Origin of the sequence: Crocinitomix catalasitica ATCC 23190, assembly GCF_000621625.1 — a bacterium.
Lineage (GTDB): Bacteria > Bacteroidota > Bacteroidia > Flavobacteriales_D > Crocinitomicaceae > Crocinitomix > Crocinitomix catalasitica.
In genome coordinates this window covers 43599-64761 of the sequence record NZ_JHXV01000011.1, presented here as the reverse complement: position 1 = coordinate 64761, position 21163 = coordinate 43599, and the positions used below count along the sequence as shown (strand labels likewise).

At 34.8% G+C, this 21163-nt stretch carries 19 protein-coding genes; 13 read left to right on the top strand and 6 right to left on the bottom strand.

Going from position 1 to position 21163, the window contains the following annotated elements:
- The first annotated feature begins 25 nt into the window (after window positions 1-25).
- Complete coding sequence (locus tag T367_RS0108910) at window positions 26-3193, top strand: efflux RND transporter permease subunit (protein WP_027419538.1); 3168 nt, start codon at window positions 26-28, stop codon at window positions 3191-3193.
- On the top strand, window positions 3180-4619 hold the full coding sequence (locus T367_RS0108905; RefSeq protein WP_027419537.1) for a TolC family protein: 1440 nt from the start codon (window positions 3180-3182) through the stop codon (window positions 4617-4619). The genes T367_RS0108910 and T367_RS0108905 overlap by 14 nt, the downstream gene beginning before the upstream one ends.
- Window positions 4620-4677: 58 nt before the next feature.
- On the opposite strand, the gene T367_RS0108900 is transcribed toward T367_RS0108905, so the two are convergent.
- Together T367_RS0108900 and trxA are read right to left on the bottom strand one after the other, a co-directional pair.
- Entirely contained in the window at window positions 4678-5091 is a 414-nt protein-coding gene (locus tag T367_RS0108900; RefSeq protein WP_027419536.1) for a hypothetical protein, read from the bottom strand.
- A gap of 39 nt (window positions 5092-5130) precedes the next feature.
- Entirely contained in the window at window positions 5131-5430 is a 300-nt protein-coding gene (gene trxA / locus T367_RS0108895; RefSeq protein WP_027419535.1) for a thioredoxin, read from the bottom strand.
- Between the two features lie 75 nt (window positions 5431-5505).
- Here trxA and T367_RS0108890 point away from each other — a divergent pair, with 75 nt between their 5' ends.
- The 6 genes from T367_RS0108890 to T367_RS0108865 all read left to right on the top strand — a co-directional run bounded on the left by T367_RS0108890 (window position 5506) and on the right by T367_RS0108865 (window position 11490).
- Window positions 5506-5937, top strand: coding sequence for a VOC family protein (locus T367_RS0108890; RefSeq protein WP_027419534.1), 432 nt, complete (start codon window positions 5506-5508; stop codon window positions 5935-5937).
- 111 nt (window positions 5938-6048) lie between these two features.
- Entirely contained in the window at window positions 6049-7221 is a 1173-nt protein-coding gene (locus T367_RS0108885) for an imelysin family protein (RefSeq protein WP_027419533.1), read from the top strand.
- 88 nt (window positions 7222-7309) lie between these two features.
- Window positions 7310-8692 (top strand): di-heme oxidoreductase family protein, encoded by a 1383-nt coding sequence (locus T367_RS0108880; RefSeq protein WP_035843087.1) that lies wholly within the window; start codon window positions 7310-7312, stop codon window positions 8690-8692.
- Between the two features lies 1 nt (window position 8693).
- Window positions 8694-9740, top strand: coding sequence for an imelysin family protein (locus T367_RS0108875; RefSeq protein ID WP_035843084.1), 1047 nt, complete (start codon window positions 8694-8696; stop codon window positions 9738-9740).
- 218 nt (window positions 9741-9958) lie between these two features.
- Window positions 9959-11143: a lipase family protein gene (locus tag T367_RS0108870; RefSeq protein ID WP_027419530.1), complete on the top strand. Its 1185-nt coding sequence runs from the start codon at window positions 9959-9961 to the stop codon at window positions 11141-11143.
- 11 nt (window positions 11144-11154) lie between these two features.
- Complete coding sequence (locus T367_RS0108865) at window positions 11155-11490, top strand: hypothetical protein (RefSeq protein WP_027419529.1); 336 nt, start codon at window positions 11155-11157, stop codon at window positions 11488-11490.
- A gap of 1 nt (window position 11491) precedes the next feature.
- On the opposite strand, the gene T367_RS0108860 is transcribed toward T367_RS0108865, so the two are convergent.
- A complete protein-coding gene (locus tag T367_RS0108860; protein ID WP_027419528.1) occupies window positions 11492-12046 on the bottom strand; it encodes a hypothetical protein in 555 nt (184 codons plus the stop codon).
- A 98-nt stretch (window positions 12047-12144) separates the two neighbouring features.
- Here T367_RS0108860 and T367_RS0108855 point away from each other — a divergent pair, with 98 nt between their 5' ends.
- The 4 genes from T367_RS0108855 (at window position 12145) to T367_RS0108840 (ending at window position 15721) form a co-directional block, all read left to right on the top strand.
- Window positions 12145-12546, top strand: a complete 402-nt coding sequence (locus T367_RS0108855; protein ID WP_027419527.1) for an acyl-CoA thioesterase — start codon at window positions 12145-12147, stop codon at window positions 12544-12546.
- A 16-nt stretch (window positions 12547-12562) separates the two neighbouring features.
- Complete coding sequence (locus T367_RS0108850) at window positions 12563-13837, top strand: thioredoxin domain-containing protein (RefSeq protein WP_157454176.1); 1275 nt, start codon at window positions 12563-12565, stop codon at window positions 13835-13837.
- Between the two features lie 92 nt (window positions 13838-13929).
- Complete coding sequence (locus T367_RS0108845; protein ID WP_027419525.1) at window positions 13930-14409, top strand: hypothetical protein; 480 nt, start codon at window positions 13930-13932, stop codon at window positions 14407-14409.
- Window positions 14410-14497: 88 nt separating this feature from the next.
- Window positions 14498-15721, top strand: coding sequence for an NAD(P)/FAD-dependent oxidoreductase (locus T367_RS0108840; RefSeq protein WP_245593034.1), 1224 nt, complete (start codon window positions 14498-14500; stop codon window positions 15719-15721).
- A gap of 9 nt (window positions 15722-15730) precedes the next feature.
- On the opposite strand, the gene T367_RS0108835 is transcribed toward T367_RS0108840, so the two are convergent.
- A complete protein-coding gene (locus T367_RS0108835) occupies window positions 15731-17032 on the bottom strand; it encodes a phenylacetate--CoA ligase family protein (protein ID WP_027419523.1) in 1302 nt (433 codons plus the stop codon).
- Complete coding sequence (locus T367_RS0108830; protein ID WP_035843081.1) at window positions 17001-18707, bottom strand: C45 family autoproteolytic acyltransferase/hydolase; 1707 nt, start codon at window positions 18705-18707, stop codon at window positions 17001-17003. Before T367_RS0108830 ends, T367_RS0108835 begins: the two co-directional genes overlap by 32 nt.
- Before the next feature lie 106 nt (window positions 18708-18813).
- Here T367_RS0108830 and T367_RS0108825 point away from each other — a divergent pair, with 106 nt between their 5' ends.
- A complete protein-coding gene (locus tag T367_RS0108825; RefSeq protein WP_027419521.1) occupies window positions 18814-19632 on the top strand; it encodes a hypothetical protein in 819 nt (272 codons plus the stop codon).
- A 3-nt stretch (window positions 19633-19635) separates the two neighbouring features.
- On the opposite strand, the gene T367_RS0108820 is transcribed toward T367_RS0108825, so the two are convergent.
- Complete coding sequence (locus tag T367_RS0108820; RefSeq protein ID WP_394331575.1) at window positions 19636-21132, bottom strand: phytoene desaturase family protein; 1497 nt, start codon at window positions 21130-21132, stop codon at window positions 19636-19638.
- Between the last annotated feature and the right edge of the window lie 31 nt (window positions 21133-21163).

Genomic DNA, 21163 nt, shown 5'->3' with positions numbered 1-21163 from the left:
TTAATTCATTCAAAAATCTTAGAAAATGTTTAGAAAAATTATACATAGACCGGTATTGGCTATCGTCATCTCCATTGTTATGGTGTTTGTCGGAACCTTATCGATAAAACAATTACCTACTGCGCAATTTCCGCAGATTGCTCCTACTACTGTTAGTATTTTCATTGCATACCCTGGTTCAAGTGCTGATGTTTTGGTAAAATCTACCTTAATTACCCTTGAAAACTCAATAAATGGTGTTGAGGGCATGCGTTATATGACAACGGATGCGACAAGTGCTGGTGAAGCTACTTTACAAGTGGTTTTTGAACCTGGCACTGACCCCAATCAAGCTGTTATTGGTGTAAAAACCCGTGTTGATAGGGTAATGCCTTTATTGCCTGAATTAGTGCAACGTGAAGGTGTAATTATTATGCCTATTCAACCAAGTATGTTGATGTATGTCAACCTCTATAGCACAGATAATTCGCTGGATGAAAAGTTCTTGTACAACTTTGCCGATGTGCAAATGATTCCAGAAATTAATAGAACACCTGGTGTAGCAAGAGCACAAATTTTAGGAAGTAGAAAATACGCTATGCGTGTTTGGCTAAATCCTGATCGAATGAGGGCGTATAATATTTCCTCTGAAGAGGTAATGGAAGCTTTAGATCAACAAAGTATTGTGGGTAGACCGGGACGTTTGGGTCAAAGTTCTGGAATTGAAGCGCAATCACTCGAATATGTATTGACGTATAAAGGTCGGTTGAATAAAGCAGAAGAATACGAAGATGTTATTATTCGCGCGAATGCCGAAGGTGAAAACATCTTATTAAAAGACATTGCCGAAGTAGAATTGGGTAGTGAGTTCTTTGATATTTATTCGAATCTAAATGGTCATCCTTCTGCCTCCATTGTATTAAAGCAAGCCTTTGGCAGTAATGCTACCGAAGTAATTGATAATGTAAAAGAGAAACTGGAAGAGATGAAAGAAAATTTCCCTCCAGGTGTAGATTATAAAATTAGTTATGATGTTTCTAAATTCTTAGATGCCTCAATCGAGCAAGTAACGCATACTTTAAGGGATGCTTTTATTCTTGTGGCCTTGGTTGTTTTTATTTTCTTGGGCGATTTAAGATCTACAATCATTCCGATTATTGCCGTTCCAGTATCATTAATTGGAGCCTTTTTTATCATGCAGATTTTTGGATTATCAATCAACCTCATCACATTGTTCGCGCTGGTGCTCGCCATCGGTATTGTGGTGGATGATGCCATTGTTGTGGTGGAAGCGGTTCATGCTAAAATGGAAGAAACGGGATTGAATCCTTACCAAGCCGTAAAAGTTGTGATGTCTGAAATAAGTGGTGCGATCATCGCCATTACAGCGGTGATGGTTTCTGTTTTCGTTCCGATTGCTTTTATGTCTGGACCGGTTGGAACATTCTATCGACAATTTTCGATAACAATGGCTAGTTCAATTATTCTTTCTGCTGTCGTTGCCTTAACATTAACACCAGTGTTATGTGCTATTTTCTTGAAAAACAACCATGGTAAACCTAAACGAAAAACACCAATTTCTTGGTTCTTAGGTAAGTTCAATAATCAATTTGATAAATTAACGAATCGTTATGTGAAGATTTTGAAACTGATCGTAAATCGAAGATTACTCACATTCATTATTCTATTAGGATTTGGTATTGGAATTTTCTTCCAAAGTAAAAGTCTACCAGGCGGATTTATTCCAAGTGAGGATCAAGGAACTATTTATGCGATTGTTCAAACACCTCCAGGTTCGACATTGGAGAAAACGAATCAAGTTTCTCAAAAATTAAGAATCGTTTGTGAGGAGATTGAAGGAGTAGAATCAGTTTCTTCTTTGGCAGGTTATGAAATCATGACCGAAGGTCGAGGTTCGAATGCAGGAACTTGCTTGATCAATTTAAAACCTTGGTCTGAACGTGATCAATCTGTTCACGAGATAATGGAAGAATTAGAAGAAAAGACAAAAGATTTTGGTGCGATTATCGAATATTTCGAACCTCCAGCAGTTCCTGGATTTGGTTCTTCAAGTGGATTCTCTATGCGATTATTGGACAAGAACCCAACAACCGATTATCAAGAATTCGATAAGATCAATCAAGATTTTATGAATGCATTGAAAGAACGGAAAGAACTGAGTGGCTTGTTCACCTTCTTTGCGGCGAATTATCCACAATTCGAATTAGAAATTGACAATAAAGCAGCCATGCAAAAAGGGGTTAGTATTGGTAAAGCCATGGATAACCTTGATATTTTAATTGGTAGTACATACGAACAAGGTTTTATTCGTTTTGGACGTTTCTTTAAAGTGTATGTACAATCAGGACCTGAATTCAGAAGGATGCCTTCTGATGTAATGAAATTATTCATCAAAAATGAAGAAGGTGAAATGGTGCCTTACTCTGCATTTATGCATATGAAAAAAACACAAGGACCAAATGAAATCACACGTTTTAACATGTACAATTCAGCCTCCATTCGAGGGCTTCCGGCAGAAGGTTATACAACTGCAGATGCCATTCAAGCTATTAATGAAGTGGCCGAATTAACCTTGCCAAATGGATACGATATTGCTTGGGAAGGCTTGTCTTATGATGAATCTCGTAGAGGAAATGAAGCATTATACATCTTTTTGGTGGTATTGATTTTCGTTTACCTTGTCTTAGCGGCACAATATGAAAGTTTCTTATTGCCATTGGCTGTTGTCCTTTCATTACCAGTTGGTGTTTTTGGATCTTTTGTACTTCTTAAGTTTATGGGACTTGCCAACGACGTTTATGCCCAGGTTGGACTGATTATGCTGGTCGGATTATTAGGGAAAAATGCGGTGTTAATTGTTGAGTTTGCCGTTCAAAAAAATCGAGAAGGTATGACTATTTATGAATCCGCAATTGAAGGCGCAAAAGTTCGTTTTAGACCTATTTTAATGACTTCGTTCGCTTTTATCGCAGGATTGATTCCTTTGGTTTTTGCGCATGGAGCTGGTGAAATTGGTAATAAAACAATTGGGGGATCTGCTTTAGGTGGAATGTTATTTGGGACCATTTTTGGGGTTGTCCTCATCCCGGGGTTATACTACATTTTTGCCACCCTATCACATGGTAAAAAATTAATTAAAAATCAAGATGATTCTCCATTATCTGAAGATATGATTCAATATGAAAAAGAATAAATTAATGAAATATATAGGCGCAGCTATAATCGGATTGACTTTAAGTTTTTCTGCATGCGTGTCGCCAGCCGCAGTGAATAAAACTTTGGATGATAGCACACCGACAAGTTTTAGTGGTAATACAGATACAATCAATAGTGCCAATGTGCAATGGAAGGATTTTTTAAACGATCCTTACCTCACCGCGCTTATCGATACTGCATTAGCGAATAACCAAGAATTGAATATCACCTTACAAGAAATTCAAGTCTCAAAAAACGAGATCAGAACACGTAAAGGCGAATATTTGCCAAATGTTGGTATTGGAGCAGCTGGTGGTGTTGATAAAGTTGGTCGATATACCAGTCAAGGTGCAAACGATGCGAATACAGATATCAAACCTGGAATTGAAACGCCTGATCCTTTGCAAGATTATAAAATCGGTGCTTTCGCGACGTGGGAGGTTGATATTTGGCGCAAATTGAGAAACGGTAAAGAATCAGCAGTGAATAGATACCTCGCTTCTATTGAAGGGAAGAATTTTATGGTGACACAATTAGTTGCTGAAATTGCGCATACCTATTACGAATTATTAGCGTTAGACAATGAACTTTTGATCATTCAACAGAATATCGAAATACAGAACAATGCATATAAAATAGTAGAGATGCAAAAGGAAGCCGCTAGAGTAACAGAATTAGCTGTCCGTAGATTCGAAGCGCAAGTGCTCAAAACAAAAGGATTGCAATTTAGAATTCAGCAAGAAATAATTGAAACGGAGAATAGAATCAATTTTCTTTTAGGTCGTTTTCCGCAACCGATTGAACGCAATGCTGCCATCTTCAACGATTTAATGCCAACGGATATTCAAAGTGGTATTCCTACACAATTACTAGAGAATAGACCTGATATTCGCCAAGCAGAAGCGATGTTGGTTGCTGCTAAATTAGATGTGAAGGTCGCAAAAGCGAATTTCTATCCTTCATTAAGCATCAATGCTGGTGTTGGATTTCAAGCTTTTAATCCGAAGTTTTTAGTCGATTCACCCGAATCAATCATCTATTCGTTAGCCGGTGACATTGCAGCACCATTGATTAATAGAAATGCGATAAAAGCAACCTATTATTCGGCCAATAATAAGCAACAACAAGCTATTTACGAATACGAACGCAGTATTTTAACTGCTTATATTGAGGTTGTGAACGAATTGTCAAATATTGATAATCTTGAAAAGAGTTATGATTTAAAATCTTTAGAGGTTGAAGCATTGACGAAGTCAATTGAAATATCGAACAACCTGTTTAGCGCTGCAAGAGCTGATTATATGGAAGTATTGATGACACAAAGAGATGCACTTGAATCACGATTTGAGTTGATTGAAACCAAGCAAAAACAAATGAGTGCAATGGTCAATATCTATAAGGCATTAGGAGGAGGTTGGAATTAATCTATCCAATTTGATGAAACAAAAAGAGCCGTTTAACAGCAATGTTAACGGCTCTTTTTTAATTTAAGCTTGTAATTTTAAGCTGATTTTTATTTACCCTTTTGATCTGAATTAAATTTGTTTCAACGGATTTAATTTTGCTAAATGACCCTTTATGTTTTTTTGAGCGTTTGTATTGCACTGATATTGTACTATCATTCACCCAATTGTATTTACCCTTTAAAGTTAACCGCATGCATCCACACATATCAGTGCAACCAGAGAATTCGATTCGAGAATTTGGTTTGAAAACATACCATCTAGGATAGGGAGAATTGCTTTTAGCATGTGTATGTATGCCTCCATATTGATGATACCATTTACCGATAAGTAATATTTCATTTTTCGATTCGGAAGATTTAGAAGTGGAACTAGCCAAAACAAATAAAACCAATAGAACACCGCAATATTTAAATGTACTTACCACTTTCATCCGTTTGTTATTGAGTATGAAATATACTTCTCTTTAAATTTACTTCGTTTTGTCTCGAATTATAGCTTCTAATTGACTTGCTGGTACAACGCCAGATTGTCGCCAAACTTGTTTACCGTTTTGATATAAAATCATCGTCGGTACACCCTTAATTTGTAACTTACTAGCTAAGCTTTGATTTTTATCGATATCCACTTTAAGGACCTTTAAATCATCTCCAAAGTTTTTCTTTACGTCTTTAATAATAGGCGCCAAAGTTTGACATGGTCCACACCATGTCGCAAAAAAGTCGATTAAAACAGGTTGATCACTATTGATTAAATCTTGAAATTTAGACATATATTGTTCTGTTTTTAATGCGTTGATATAATGAACCTTGCTTATTTTAGCAAGGTACAGTACAAAGATAAAAATATGCAACCAATAATTGATCATATCCAGATAACAGTTCGTGACTTAAAAAAAGCCGAAACCTTTTACGATAAATTCTTTGCCATTCTGGGTTTTGATCTTGCTCTTAAATCAAAAGGCCGTGTCGATGCCCACGATTTTGATGTGATTGAATATGTACATCCCTTGCTGATCATCGGAATTAATTCGCCACGAGAAGCTTTTAAAAACGACGAAATTCACCGCCGTAAACCAGGAGCCATTCATCATATTGCATTTAAAGCGAATTCAAAAAAAGAGGTGGATGACGCTTACCCGAAAATAATTGAAGCCGGCGCGGAAATTGTAAATCCACCCAAATATTATCCACAACACGGTTCGAATTATTATGCGCTTTTTTTTAAAGATTTAGAAGGGATTAAGTATGAGATTGTATTTGAACCGCGTAATTATTGATTGACTCAGGTCTTAACAATTAATTTCTAGTATTTACCTTTTTTGTGGTATTGTCAATGCGTTCCCTCAAACGTACATTTGCGTTCTTTAAAACCAATCTAAATAACAAAAATGAAAATTTCTAGAATTATATTCATCCTTTCAGCTGTACTTTTATTAGCCGCTTGTAAGAAGAAAAAAATAAATACGCTTGAAAGTGAATTTAAAGAAACATACGCTTCAATTGTTTATGCAAACTATCAGGATGCTTATACGAAAACAGTTGAATTACAAACTGCTTTAACAACATTTGTAAGTGCCCCAAGTGATGCCAATTTAACAGCTGCAAAAAATGCGTGGTTAGCTGCACGTGAACCTTATGGACAAAGTGAGGCATTCAGATTTTCTGGAGGACCAATTGATGACGCTGACGGACCAGAAGGCGCTTTAAATGCATGGCCTTTAGATGAAGGTTATGTTGATTATATTGAAGGTGCTGATGCATCAGGAATCATCAACGATACTGATATTATAATCACAAAAGAATTACTTATCTCACTAAATGAAGAAGGTGGAGAAAAGAACATCAGCATTGGTTATCACGCGATCGAATTCCTTTTATGGGGACAAGATGATGCGAATACAGCGTTAAAAACACCAGGAAACAGACCTTATACTGATTATATTACTGATGGAACAGGTACTGCCGAAAATCAAGCTAGAAGAGGTCAATACTTATTGGCTTGTGCTGATATATTAGTTGATGATTTAAACTCAATGGTGAACGAATGGAAAGAAAGTGGTGCTTACCGTACAGCTTTCATGGCTGAAGATGATGATGTTTCTATGGGGAATATCCTAACAGGAATGGGTGTTTTAGGTAAATCAGAATTAGCAGGCGAACGAATTTTCACAGCTTTAGATAACCAAGATCAAGAAGATGAACATTCTTGTTTTTCTGACAATACACACCGTGATATCATTACCAATTTTAAAGGTATTCAAAATATTTACAACGGTTCTTATACAAGCACTACAGGTGCAACAACATCAGGAACAAGTTTGTCTGATATTCTTGAAAAGTCTGATAAAAAATTGAATGAAGAATTACAAGAATTATTCGCTACATGTAATACAAATGTAAACGCAATTCCAGTTCCTTTTGATTTTGCTTTAACACAAGAAACGCCAGGTGGAAGTGGACCAATTAACACTACCGTTACAAATTTAAGAGCACTAGGAGATAAAATTGCAGAAGCAGGATCTTCATTAGACTTAACAATAAATACAGCATTACCAGAGTAAATAATAATTTTTCATATCTAAGATGTGTAATGTGCCATTTGACTAATTTTGTCAACTGGCACATTGCCGTTTAGAAAAACAAAATACTATGATCAAATATTTGATCGTGCTTACAATCGCAATTACAGTGCTTTCATGCAGGAAGGATGAAAAATATGCGCCTTACCAAGAATTAAGCGGAGGATTAAATGGAACGGTATTCGATCAATCAAGCAATGCTTTTGGTCATCAAATGCCCGGTTCGACCGGTGACGCTGAATTACTATTTTTTGTAGGGAATAGCTTTTTTAGACAAAATTGGGTCTCAGCTCCGGCTTCCACAAAAGCAAGAGATGGCGTCGGCCCATTACTCAATTCCCACTCTTGTTCATCTTGTCATTTTAAAGATGGTAGAGGTGCACCTTTTGTTGAAAATGGTCAACATTCTTCCGGTTTCTTAATTCGTTTGAGTATGCCAGGAACAAATGAAAATGGCGGACCTTTACCACATCCATATTATGGTGATCAATTTAATGACTTGTCTATTTCCGCTGTAAATCCAGAAGGCGATATTGAAGTTGCTTTCGAATATATTTCTGGAACATACAACGACGGTACTGGATACACTTTGCGTAAACCTATTTACAACCTTACCAATTTAAATTATGGCGACTTAGATGGTTCTATTTTAACTTCGCCTCGTGTTGGTCAGCAAATAATTGGTCTTGGTTTATTGGAGGCGATTGATGAACAAACTTTAAGAGATTTTGAAGATGAAGGGGATGCCGATGGTGATGGTATTTCAGGTAAATTAAATTCAGTTTGGAATGTTGAAGCTGGAACACATACCATTGGTAAATTTGGATGGAAAGCGAATCAACCCAGTCTTATGCAACAAGTTGCCGGTGCTTTTAACGGTGATATGGGTATTAAAACACATCTTTTTCCGAATGAAAATCACACCAGTCTACAAACTGAATGTTTAGACTTACCTGATGGTGGAACTTTTGAAATTGATGCCGATGATCTTTATAAAACTTATTTATACTGCGCCACATTAGCCGTTCCTGCTAGAAGAAATATTGAAAACGAATCAGTGAAAGAAGGTGAATTGTTATTTAGATCAATGGATTGTGCTAAATGCCATATCCCCAATATGACCACTGGCAATTCACACGAATTTAATTTCTTGAATAATCAAAAAATACAACCTTATACTGATTTACTATTACACGATATGGGTCCAGATTTAGCAGACAATAGACCCGACTTTTTAGCCAATGGAAATGAATGGCGAACACAACCACTTTGGGGAATAGGATTGATTCAAATTGTTAATGGTCATACCTATCTATTGCATGACGGTCGCGCAAGAAATGTTGAAGAAGCAATTCTTTGGCATGGAGGTGAAGCAGAAAATGCTAAAAACCAATTTAAAGCAATGTCAGCACAACAACGTAACGCAATAATCGAATACATCAATTCTTTATAAAATGAACAATCTACTTAAAGACGGTCTTAAAATATTTTCAGTGGTTATCCTTATGTTAGTCATTGGTTTTGCATGTAAAAAAAATCGCTTTAAAAAGGATGACTTCCTAACTGATATATATTCGTATAAAATTGAACCAGAAATAAAGGCTTCTATCAATACGATTGCAGATTTTAATAGCGTTTGGTATAACTTTAAAACTGATAATTCTCCAGCTAATTTTACACTTGTTCAAAGTTCATTTATTAAAATGAGCAAGTCGATAGAAAGTATTTTATGCTATAATTTTGGAGATGTTGCTGGCACATATACTTTCAGTCGTTTTTATAAAACTGGAATTGATACGATAGCCATTAAAACGCTGTACAATGAACATGAAGTCTTTAACGCCAATGAGATCAGTTCATATACGAATACGCAAAAGGGGGAATTTGCTATTGCCTACCTTTTGTTTGGTGAAACATTCCAAGATTCTATCAACCTTGAAAAATATCAAAATTTTGTTTCCGCTCATATTGATTATTTCGGTGAAGCCGTTGCTGAAATGCAAAACAATTGGTCGATCTACGAAAAGAACTTTACAGAAAACAAACAAGATGGCGTCAGTGATGTTTACAATATCCTAATCAACAGAATTATTCATTTAACTGAAGAATTAATCGCAAAAAGAATTGAAGATCCTCTTGAAAACGGAAACCCAAATTCAGTGATAGGAGTTTTCACAAAAACGGGGATGGATAAAATTAAAACACAAGTACAATCACTGAATGATATTTATTATGGTCACGGTACAACTGAATTCAATTCTATCTACAATAATATCCGTAAAAAGAAGAAGAAATTAGCGGATGAAATCGGTGATAAATTTACAGAATTGATCACCAAAGGAACTTTAATGAACAGCGATTTATCAAGTTATATCACGGGCGATTCAACTGAATTATTAGCGTATAAAAGCCTATTAATTGAACTATTGACGCTCTTTAAAGTGGACGTTCAAGAAGAATTAGACATCATCATTACTTTTGGTGATACGGATGGCGACTAACACACCAAACCATTACTGATCAATATTTTACATTTTTCGTTCACATTTTGTCGGTTAGTTTTGAACATGCATTTTACATAAATAAATCGTGAATAGTCAGTATTTTTAGTTGACTTATCGAAAAGCAACTAAGAAATCGACCTATAACTGCAACATTTGGTAACAATTACCGTAATGTTCATTATAATAACAACCAACCAAAAAAACCATCTTTTCGAATGCGTATTCTATTCATCATATTATTTCTTTTTACCTCATTTATATCAACCGCCCAATTAAGAAGCGGGTTCGATAAAAATGAAGCAAGAGATATGATAGCGTTTTGTAATAGCTACACTTTTCTAGACCTTTATCAAAACGACGAAGAAATCATCCCTGCTGGTTTTAAGAAAGTCTACTCTTCTCAAGAATATAGTCTTGATAATATGTTCCAAGTATACACCAAGGGCAATATAGGTGTGATCAATTTACGAGGTTCAACAGATGAAAAATCGAGTTGGTTACAAAATTTTTATTCGAGTTTAATTCCTGCAGCCGGAGAAATTGGTTTAAAAGGAAAAACCATTCAGTATACATTTGCGACCGACACTGGGGCCACTGTCCATTCGGGTTACGCACTTGCCATTGCTTATATTATTGAAGATGTAGTTGAACAAATCAATCTATTAAACGAACAGAAAATATTTGATATTTATATCACTGGACACAGTCAAGGCGGAGCGGTTGCGCAATTATTGATGGCACAATTGCATCATTTGCCAGGGCGGACTATTTCTTTTAAAAACACATTTAAAACCTATGCTTTTGCTAGTCCTATGTGCGGCAATCGTCGTTTTGTACAATATTATCACAATGTCATTAATAACGGTTACAGTTTTAATATTATCAATCCCGCGGATTTAGTTCCTACTTTTCCTTTGACATATAATGACAGTACATTCTTTTCAATGGACGAAGTGATTAATATTCTTAAAGATCCAGGTTCGTTTAGTATTAAAAGAAAGATTAAAGATGGTGCTTTTAGAATACTTCAAAATCCACTAAAATTTACGATGGAAAAATTAGGTGGTTCTGTAGAAAAACAAATTGATAAATATGGTGATGACGTAGTAATGCCCGCTCCTGTGAGAGAAATTAACTATGCAAGAATGTATGAAACTATCGAAATTATGCCAGCCGAATACCCAAAACGCTTAATTGATTCTACAATCCTCACTAACGATTCGTTAATGGCGGTATATGAACGCGATTCGAATGGTGATTTTACGAATGCAGAATTGTATGAAAAAGCGCCGATGTTTTATCAGCATAAGCCTTATAATTATTATGTCACTATAATCAAATTATACTTCCCCGATAATTATGTCGGTTTAAAGCAAAAATACCTGCAAGAGAACCTTTAAATTCTTTTCAAATGAATTATAACGATAAAAAATTTCGTCCTGTTGTTCAATCAGACAATGGAGAAATTACAGCTGACACCATATTTCATTATCAGCAAAAAGGCAATATCTTAACCTGCAATTATTCAGGAACAAATATTCTTAGTGGACAATTGATGGGCATTGTAGATGAAGCCGGAAATATCGATATGCGCTATCAGCAAATCAACAATAAAGGTGAATTAATGACTGGTAAATGTCGTTCGACCCCCAAAATTAATGCGGCGGGAAAACTTACTTTAATTGAAAATTGGCAATGGACTTCAGGCGATTTATCTGAAGGGAATTCGGTACTAGAAGAAGTTTAAATTAATACCTGACATCAAATCGTCCTTCGGTAATTTTCACGATAGGAATATCGCATTCGGCATTGATTAAATCCAGTTCAAATGTTCCGGAAACTATCCTTTTATTGGAATCTAAATAAGTAATATTTAATACACTTTTATAAGCAGAATCATGATAATAATTAGGACAACTTTTTTCGCTATATACATTGTTTAGTCCTACTTTCCTCAATCCGTTTTCATTTACCTTTGTGAAAGCGTAGGTACCAACACCAACTATACTATCTTCAGACATCAAATACATTTGCTCAATTATTTTATTCTCTTCACTACCCATGGTAGCATTTATCATTAATTGGCCTGTCTCGGGAAAATAATAAGTATAAATTGGATAAGGTTCTTGATAACCGCTATTAGCAATCCATATCTCCCCATTAACTTTACAACCTAATGTATATATCCCTTGATTAGTCAATGCGGGTAAACTTCGTGAATTTTCTACTTCTTTTTGACAAGAGATCAAACCAAAACTCAAAAATAATATTGTGTAGAAAAATATAGAATAGCGCTGTCTCATTTTATGAAGATAATGAAAGTTAGATAAATATCATTCATACAATAAACAAAATAGGTTTAGTTAAAAAGGATAAGTAAATTTGTTAGAAAGCCAAAATTATGAGATTCCACACAAGAAAATGGGTCAAACCCGAAGATTTAAATCCAAATGAAACACTTTTTGGAGGTCGATTATTACAATGGATAGACGAAGAAGCTGCTTTGTACGCAATTGCTCAATTGGAGAATAAAAAGATTGTAACGAAGTTCATTTCAGATATCAACTTTCAAGATAAAGCCGAAAAAGGTGATATTGTAGAAATTGGAATGGACGTTGTGAAATTTGGTGAATCATCGTTGACTTTGCGCTGTGAAGTAAGAAATATGATGACTAGAAAAACCATCATCTCTATCGAAAAAATAATTATGGTTAATTTAGGTCCTGACGGCAAACCAAAACCTCATCATAAAACTGAAATAGAATTCATTAAGGACAGGTTAGCTAAAGAAAAAAAAGGTTAACCTAAAAGCCTATACCATGATTAAATACTTTATTCTACTTGCTGTAATATCCTTTCAATCAAAAGGTATTGCGCAGGATGTAATGAACCTGTTTAATCGAACACAAAAAGCCATTAGTGCTAATGATTTCGATGCAGCTTTAAATGCTTTTGATTCTTTACAAAATTATTTAGGACCAGGAATCATTGCCCCCAACTTGAACAATATATACGTTGAAGCAAAGTCTGACCCTACATCGAATGCTAGAAAATTTCTCGATTTCGAAGGGTTAGGCAACTATCAAACGGGTCAACGACTCATTCCGATGGTCGAATTCTTAACCATTAATGAATCTTTAGCTTCAACAGATTTGGAAGGCTTAACCAATCAATTAAAGGTAAAATTAAATACGCAGCCTGACACAACGGCCATGGCAGCAATGTTTCATACCGCTGCTTACTTAAAGTTTAAAAATCACTTGACATTAAGTCCAATCGCGCAAATTGAATGGCTTGACTTACTCACCAATGAAAATCAAAACATCTCGTTCTACCGGAATCGATCCGGACCAGTTATTCAAAACTACTTGACCTTTGTATTGAATTATGAATATTATTTACTCGGGCGTAAAACCGTGAGCGAAGTATTGGAAGTTGATTATAACCCCTCTTTCTATTCGGCGGGTCGCGTTTATGAAATTCTCAACGATTCTATTTTTATCGACTTCTTTGCCACCAAGAAAAGCTTATTGGATGAAAGCTTAAGCCTCGAACAGAACTCAGAACTATATCAAGATTTAGCAGCCAAATTAGTTGTTGATTTTCCGACTAGAACGAATTTAAAATGGATAAAGAGCCGATTCAATAATCCTGAAGAATTTGATGATTTTTGGGATAGAAATGTAGATGAAAGCTGGCAACAATTTTATGCATCCGATCGAATTATTAATTATATCGACTCCTTTCGTCTGATTAACCAATGGATAGTTTTGCATTTTTGGAGTTATTATAGTGACTATTCACTTGAAGAATTACCCGTACTTTCAAAACTGAATGAAGCTTATAAAACCAATCTGCAACCAATACAAATGCTAACTATTTATGACACTTCCGAAGATATAACAGACTTTATGGACTTTCATAATTATCAATTCCCAATTATGAGAATGGGAAACGAAGACTACCAATCTTTACCGTTTAGTGGCTATCCAACAACCTTATTAATTCATGCCAATAATCAATACACAACAATCCCTAATCACATAGACAAAAAGGAAGCAATTGAAGTTTTAACGCTTACCGTTTTAGAATAGCTATTAACAAATATTAAGTCATTTTAAAAATAATTAACAACTCAACAAATTTCAATTCAATAGTTTAGCAAAAAATTACAATTATTGATCCTATGAAATTATTAGTTATTATCACAGCTTCATTTACATTCTTTATTCTAGGTTGCAAAAAGTACGAAGATGGTCCAAGAATGAGTTTGTACACCAAGAAGGAACGACTATCTGAGAAATGGAAAGTTGATTCCGCAGTGCAAATCGATCGTGTATCAGGCGAAGAAATTGATATCACCAACCAGTTTATAAAAGAAACTTTTTTATTTGAAAAAAACAAAAATTATAAGATTGTCACATTCAGTGATGACGACTCCAAATACGCAATTGAAATTGGTACATGGGAATTTTCTCCTAAAAAAACGGGCATTATTCTTAAAGGTATTCATGAAGAATTTAATGCTGATACTAAAGCAAAGTTAAGTGAGGAAACCATCAGTAAGGATATCACCATTACAAAATTACTTTCAGATGATTTAGGATTATCATACGAAATGGATGATAATAAAACATATCGATTAACATTAAGTCCAAAAGATTAGAAGAATTGCTCCGACATTCAATAAATATTGCTCGAATTTCAAGTAATCTAACGCTTTAATTTTAAATTTACGGTAAATACAAATTACTGTGAAAATTAAAACTGATATCCTCATTATTGGAGCTGGACCTTCGGGAACTGTAGCTGCCGCAACCCTATTAAAAAAAGGTTACGATGTAACAATTATTGAAAAATCAGTTTTTCCGCGTTTTGTTATTGGTGAGAGTTTATTGCCTCGTTGTATGGATGTTTTGCGCGAAGCAGATCTAATTGAACCTATTACAGCTGCTGGTTTTCAAAAAAAATCTGGAGCCAAATTCATTCATGGCGACTCAGTTTGTGATTTTGATTTTACAGAACAATTTACACCAGGTTCGAGATGGACATGGCAAGCTCCACGTGCTGATTTTGATAAAATACTAGCTGATACTGTTGAAGAACGCGGTGCAAAAATAGTTTATGATACAACTGTTACTGATGTTGAAATAAATGCAGAAGAAGTAAAAACAACAGTAGAATCGAACGGTGAAGTACAAGAATATATTTCAAAATATATCATTGACGGTAGCGGATATGGCAGAGTATTGCCACGTCTATTCGATTTAGACAAACCTTCCAATCAACCTAGTCGATCGGCATTTTTTACGCATTTAGAAGACCCTAATCGCCCAACAGATAAAGACGCCAATAGAATTCATGCGATTATTCTAGCACAAGATATTTGGGTTTGGGTTATTCCTTTTTCAAATGGAAATACTTCCGTTGGTGTGGTAGGAAATTTATCTTTTATAGATGAAAACCTAAGCCCAGAGGAGAATTTCAACCATTTATTGACAATGCAACCCTACTTAAAAGAACGTTTTACTGGCGCGAAACAAATTTTTGAGCCACGTAGAATAACAGGTTACTCTTCCTCAGTAAAACAATTTTATGGCGACAGATATGTCTTAACTGGGAACAGTACAGAGTTTTTAGATCCTATATTTTCGTCTGGCGTAACATTCGCAATTGAATCAGGAGCCTTGTCTGCAAAATTAATCATGCGTGAATTAGAAGGAGAAGATGTAGATTGGCAAACAGAATATGTTGACCATATTCAAGCAGGCGTATCGACTTTCCGATCGTATGTCAATGCATGGTATGATGACACTTTACCGACTATCTTCTTTGCTCCTAGTATCAACCAGGATATTAAAGAAAGAATTTGCTCAGTATTGGCAGGTTATGTTTGGGACCAGAACAATCATTATGTGAAAAGACATGATAAAGCCCTTACAACTTTAGCAAAAGTTATTCGAATGCAGAAAAAATAACGTTATTCGTTATCTTAAATCATGAATTTTCACAGGTTTTCTACTCGAAGGATCTCTAACTAAACTTAGAATTGACTTTAATGGAATAAACCTATAATTTGGTTTCACTTTTATTAAATCTGCAATTTGTTGAATTGCTTTTGTCGCTTGATTATCGTTTACTTCCTCTTCAGGGAAAACAACGGTTAAATTATCCAATCCTAAGTCGTCTGTTGACAATTCCAACAAATACTCAGAACAAACCCTCAAAGTGTCTACAAATGGCAAAATAACTTGCGGATGAACTGTTGTTCCTTTAAACTTTATCATTTGATTTTTACGCCCTATAATTGGCCCTACTCTCAAAGTTGTTCTACCACAAGCACATTGCTCTCGATAATGCACAGCCAAATCACCTGTACGATATCTTAATAATGGCATTCCTTCAACACCCAAATTGGTAATTACAATTTCCCCTAATTCTCCTGACTTTACAGGTTCGTCTTTCTCATTTAACGACTCAAAATAAATCAAATCAGGTTGTAAATGTCCGCCTTTTCCATGTTCACATTCGGTAAAGGCAGCAGCCATTTCTGTAGATGCATAAGTTGAAAAAACTTGTAAACCCCACTCCTCTTCTATTGTTGAACTAATTTTATTTAAATCAAAATTTTGGTCACGCACTGGCTGTCCAATTGCAATCACCTTGCGCAATGACGAATTTTTATAATCGATATTATTGGCTTTAGCATAATCAATCAAAGCCAATACAAAAGCTGGAATTGCAATTAAAACCGTCGGATTAAATCTTTCTATCGAATCCCATTGTAAAGCTGGTGAACTTGCGCCTACACGAATCAATCCGCCTTTTAATTTGCGCACACCTTCGGCATAAGCTAAGCCAGCCATAAATCGCTTATCCATTGTTGTTGCCAACTGAAAAACATCATTCGAACTACAACCTGCTTTTTTCATCGACATGGCTTCGTTATACGCCAACCTATCAATATCTTTTGCTGTTAAATAAACCGTTACAGGATTCCCAATAGTACCAGATGTTGTTGTGAAATCAGAAATTTCAGATTTCGGCACACATAAAAAATCATCCGTATGATCTGCTAATGTTTGTTTATTTGTTGTTGGAATTTTTCTTAAATCATCCAAGGTTTGGATATCCGATTTTTGGATATTTTTCTCCTCAAAAAGGCGCTTATAATAAGGTGAATTTTCAACTAGATAGTCAAATAATTCATGGATTTTACCCAATTGAAATTCGTTTAATTCAACCTGCGTTGCGTATTCAATTTGATTCAAGTCTAGACTTACATTCATCCAATAGGGAGTTAATTTTATTTTTTTCGTCAATTGAGGCAATATCTTTTGTCAAAGCAATTTCAAAATACTTTTGACTCAATTCATTTTTCTGTAAATCTAAATAATACTCACCTAAAAGCATATAAGTTACATAACTTTCTGGGTTTGCATCTATAAATTTATCTAATCCATCAGCCGTTAAATCGTATTCGATGCCGATCATAATATGGTCGAATAGTTTCTTCTTCACCTCTTTAAAATAAGTGAATTTCGTGAAAGCGTCTGAATGTAAAAAAGGATCTTCAGCAATTGTTAACGAATCGATGATTAATGGTTTGTTCAAGTCTCTATGACCACCAGTTTTAAAAACCTCAGCCAAATCATAACAAACAAACTTACCCAATTGGTGAGGATCTGTAGATACCCACATCTGTAACTTATTCGGTTTAAAAACAATACTATGATGTGCGATTAATTGATTGATTGCCTTTGGATTTCCATATCCTAAGTTTGCATCTTGTAATCCTTTTTGATTCCTTAGTATATCTACAACCTCTTGCGTGTTTAGAGGCAAGTCTTCCTTTACCAATTCTTTTAGACGATCATATCTATATTTGGAATCAGAATTTTTAATATTCCCTATATTGATTTCATCCTGCTCAAATTTTTCGCTTTGATAATGATTGGTACAATAAACAATTTCCAATTCGTTGTCATATACATCCATCGTTGAAGGACTCTTCTCAATTAACACTGTTTTATTGTCATAAGCAGATGAAACCATAAACGTTTCAGAAACAAAAAGCGAGCGTTTTTTTGCAATTTCAATAGCCTCTTCTATTGTAGAAGCATATTGTAGAATTTCGCGTGTTACCAAAGTAACGGGTGTCTTGGTTTTGCTTGGTAATTCAGATTTTGAAGCATTAATAGTTACAGCAATTCCCTTCTCATTCATACCAGAAACGGCACCCATCAATCCAGCCCATGAATACATGGCAAACTTAAAGCCCTTATTTGGGTTGACAAAAGTCAAGACCTTATGTTCTGAAAATTCATCGCCCATATAAAAATCAAAATTCCTTCCGACTAACAATGATGAATCTTCCGACATACCATCACGAACAGAAAATGAAGTACATCCGACCATATTATAATCGTCTAAAGCATGACCGATATCGTGCGCAGCGTGATAATTCAAAATACGGTAATACTTTGGTGCTAAATTGTCGTATCCATCTGAAAAAGAAAAAGACACACCATAAATCTCCGCCAAATACTCTTCAGGTATATATTCCGTGATATCACGATTGAAAAATCCAATCATCACTGTTAAGAAAAAACGATAAGTTGAACTGGGTACTAATTTTTCTATTTGATCAATAAAAAAGTCTTCTTGTATTTGTACTGGCTCTTCTAATAATTTGCCATAAGCAACGCCCCGTTCAAAAGGTTCACCTTCTATATAAACTTCCCAAATTTGTTCGTTTGATTTTACGGCCCAATTTTCATCAAGTCGATATTTATCAACGCCTTCAATGGTTCGCGTCTTTTCTAAGACCGTTTTATTGTCAATTTTAGGTAAATCTAAAGGAATAACCATTCCCAAGTAGAGCGCAAGGACAATGAAAAGGAATACAACCAATTCAATAAAATAGTAACCAAGATTTAATATAAAGCGCAAAACCCTTTTCATCAGTAATTTTCTAGCCTACAAAAGTAACAAGAAATTCTATGCAGTATTTGTCTATTTTAGTTTTCTGAAAAATCAATTATATTTGTATTACACTGAAAATTATCTTATGAAACAAATTTTATTCTTTTTAACACTCGCATTAACAAGTATGAACGTGGTTGCTCAAAAACCTGATCACCCAGATCATAAATACTTTTTTAAGGATACAGATGAAATTTCAACTGACACCTATAATCTGAAATGCTATGATTGTGTAAGCTTTAAAGATTTTACAAAATTCAGATTCGAAATGCAAAATAAATCTGACGAAATAATTATCGTCAATTTAGATACTTCTTATTTCAACTTAAATGCAGATAGAAGAGATACTTATAAAGGAAAAAGAGAAGTAGTTTTACCGCACAGTTCAAAAAGAGTAACTTGCAACGCTACTAGAGAAGATGGTGTTAATTACCACGCAGAAAATGTAAAATATACTTTTAGTGGGATAGAAACAATTTCTTTAGACGGTAAAGTTCAGACTATTCCGAATTATAAAATTCCTGTTGCTCAAGAAGAATTTAAGGTTGGAGATTTCACTTTTACAGTTGATAGAACGAGAATCAATGCTAAAAAATCTTATGTCACTTTTGACGTTTTATACGAAGGGACAGACTATGCAATATTTGATGAGTCTAAAATTGAAATTTTATTTGATGGTGGAAATAAAATCAACAATGACCACAAACCCAAAATGGAAGTCATAAAAAAAGGTGAAATGGCACATGTTAAGGTTGAATTCCCTTTTCCAACTTCTTATGCAAAGAATAAAAATTTAACAGCAGAAATTGTTTGGAATGACTTTTTAATTGTTAATAGTGGTGAGAAAAAAGATGATATCATTATTAATTTCGAGATCGATCCAATTAAAACTGAAAATCAATAAGTCTTATTCTCCAAATTCATTGATTTTAGCTAATAATTCGTGACGATCAATTAATTCGGCACAAGTTACAATTGAGCTAATACTAACGCCTAGAATTCCGTGTAAATTAATATTTGCACCGGTAAGGAATAGGTTAGGTATTCTTGTTTTAGGATTAATAAAAGTCTTTAAACCATCGTTTGAGTCTTTTTCAATTCCATACAAGTGACCATCATCTGTATTGATATAATCTTTAAAAGTTAAAGGCGTTGAGGCATAATAACTTTCAACTTTATCTTTAAATCCTGGGATTTTTGACGCTACCAAATCTAATATTTTCTGCGTACATTCTTCCTTAAAATCTAGGTAGTCTTGTGGTCGTTGGCCTTTCTCTGCAATAGTGTTGAACGAATCGCGCCATGGATCAAACAACTCGGATTTCATATAACACATAATGGAAGCTCCATCACAATATTCCGGATCTTTAGAGTTGGCTGGCGTAGAAAACATAAAATTCATTGGCCACTGTGCCTCATCATAATCAACCATGTCCCATACACCAGTTTCGTTGAAATAGTATAAATTATGGTTAATATATTTGAATGTTTTCTTTTTAAATACAACGTGAACAGTAAAGGAAGAAATTGTATTTTTCAATCCTTTAATTCGATTGACATAAGCTTTTCTGAAAAACTTTTCACCTACAACATCAATTGTTTGTTTGGGGTGCATATTGGAAATGAAGTTTTTACCTTTTACAGTTCTACCATCACGTAAAACAACAGCTGATAAATTTTTACCATCTTCACTTTCGACACCTACTACTTCAGCCCTTTTAACTATTTCACCGCCATGCTTACGGATTTCCTTTTGCATTAAAATTGCAATTTGAGATCCACCATCCACACAACGCCATGACGATTCGATATAGGTATTGACCACTAATGCATGCACATAAAAAGGTGTTTTTTCAGTTCCTGCATACAATGCATTCGTTCCACCTAAAACATCCCTAAGTCGTTCATTATCGGTCAAAGATTCAATCAATTCTTTGGCATTTACTAATAAAGTTTCATCCATCGAATATTTGCCCACCTCATCCCTTAATTGATACATTGGAAATCTGTCGCAAAAATTTAAAATTAGGTCGCAATACTTCCTAATCGCCTCTTTTTCTTCTGGGAAATCAGCAACTAAATTTTCATAAAATTTGTCATATCCCATGCCATATTTATAGACCTTCTCTTCGCCTAAAAAATTGATACGATCAAAACCCTCTTCGTCCATACGAATCAAGTTTAAGTGATCCATAATTCCGAAATACTTGAATATTTTATAAAGGTTTTGTCCTTTGTCTAATCCTCCAATATAATGAACGCCTGTGTCAAAAACGGTTTTGTCACGACTGAAGACTTGTAAATTTCCACCAATTTGATGATTGCGCTCGAGAATGATCACTTTAAATCCTGCTTTTGATAAAATATTACCGCAAGCTAACCCTCCTAATCCCGAGCCAATAATTACTATATCGTATGTTGAATCAATCGTTTTG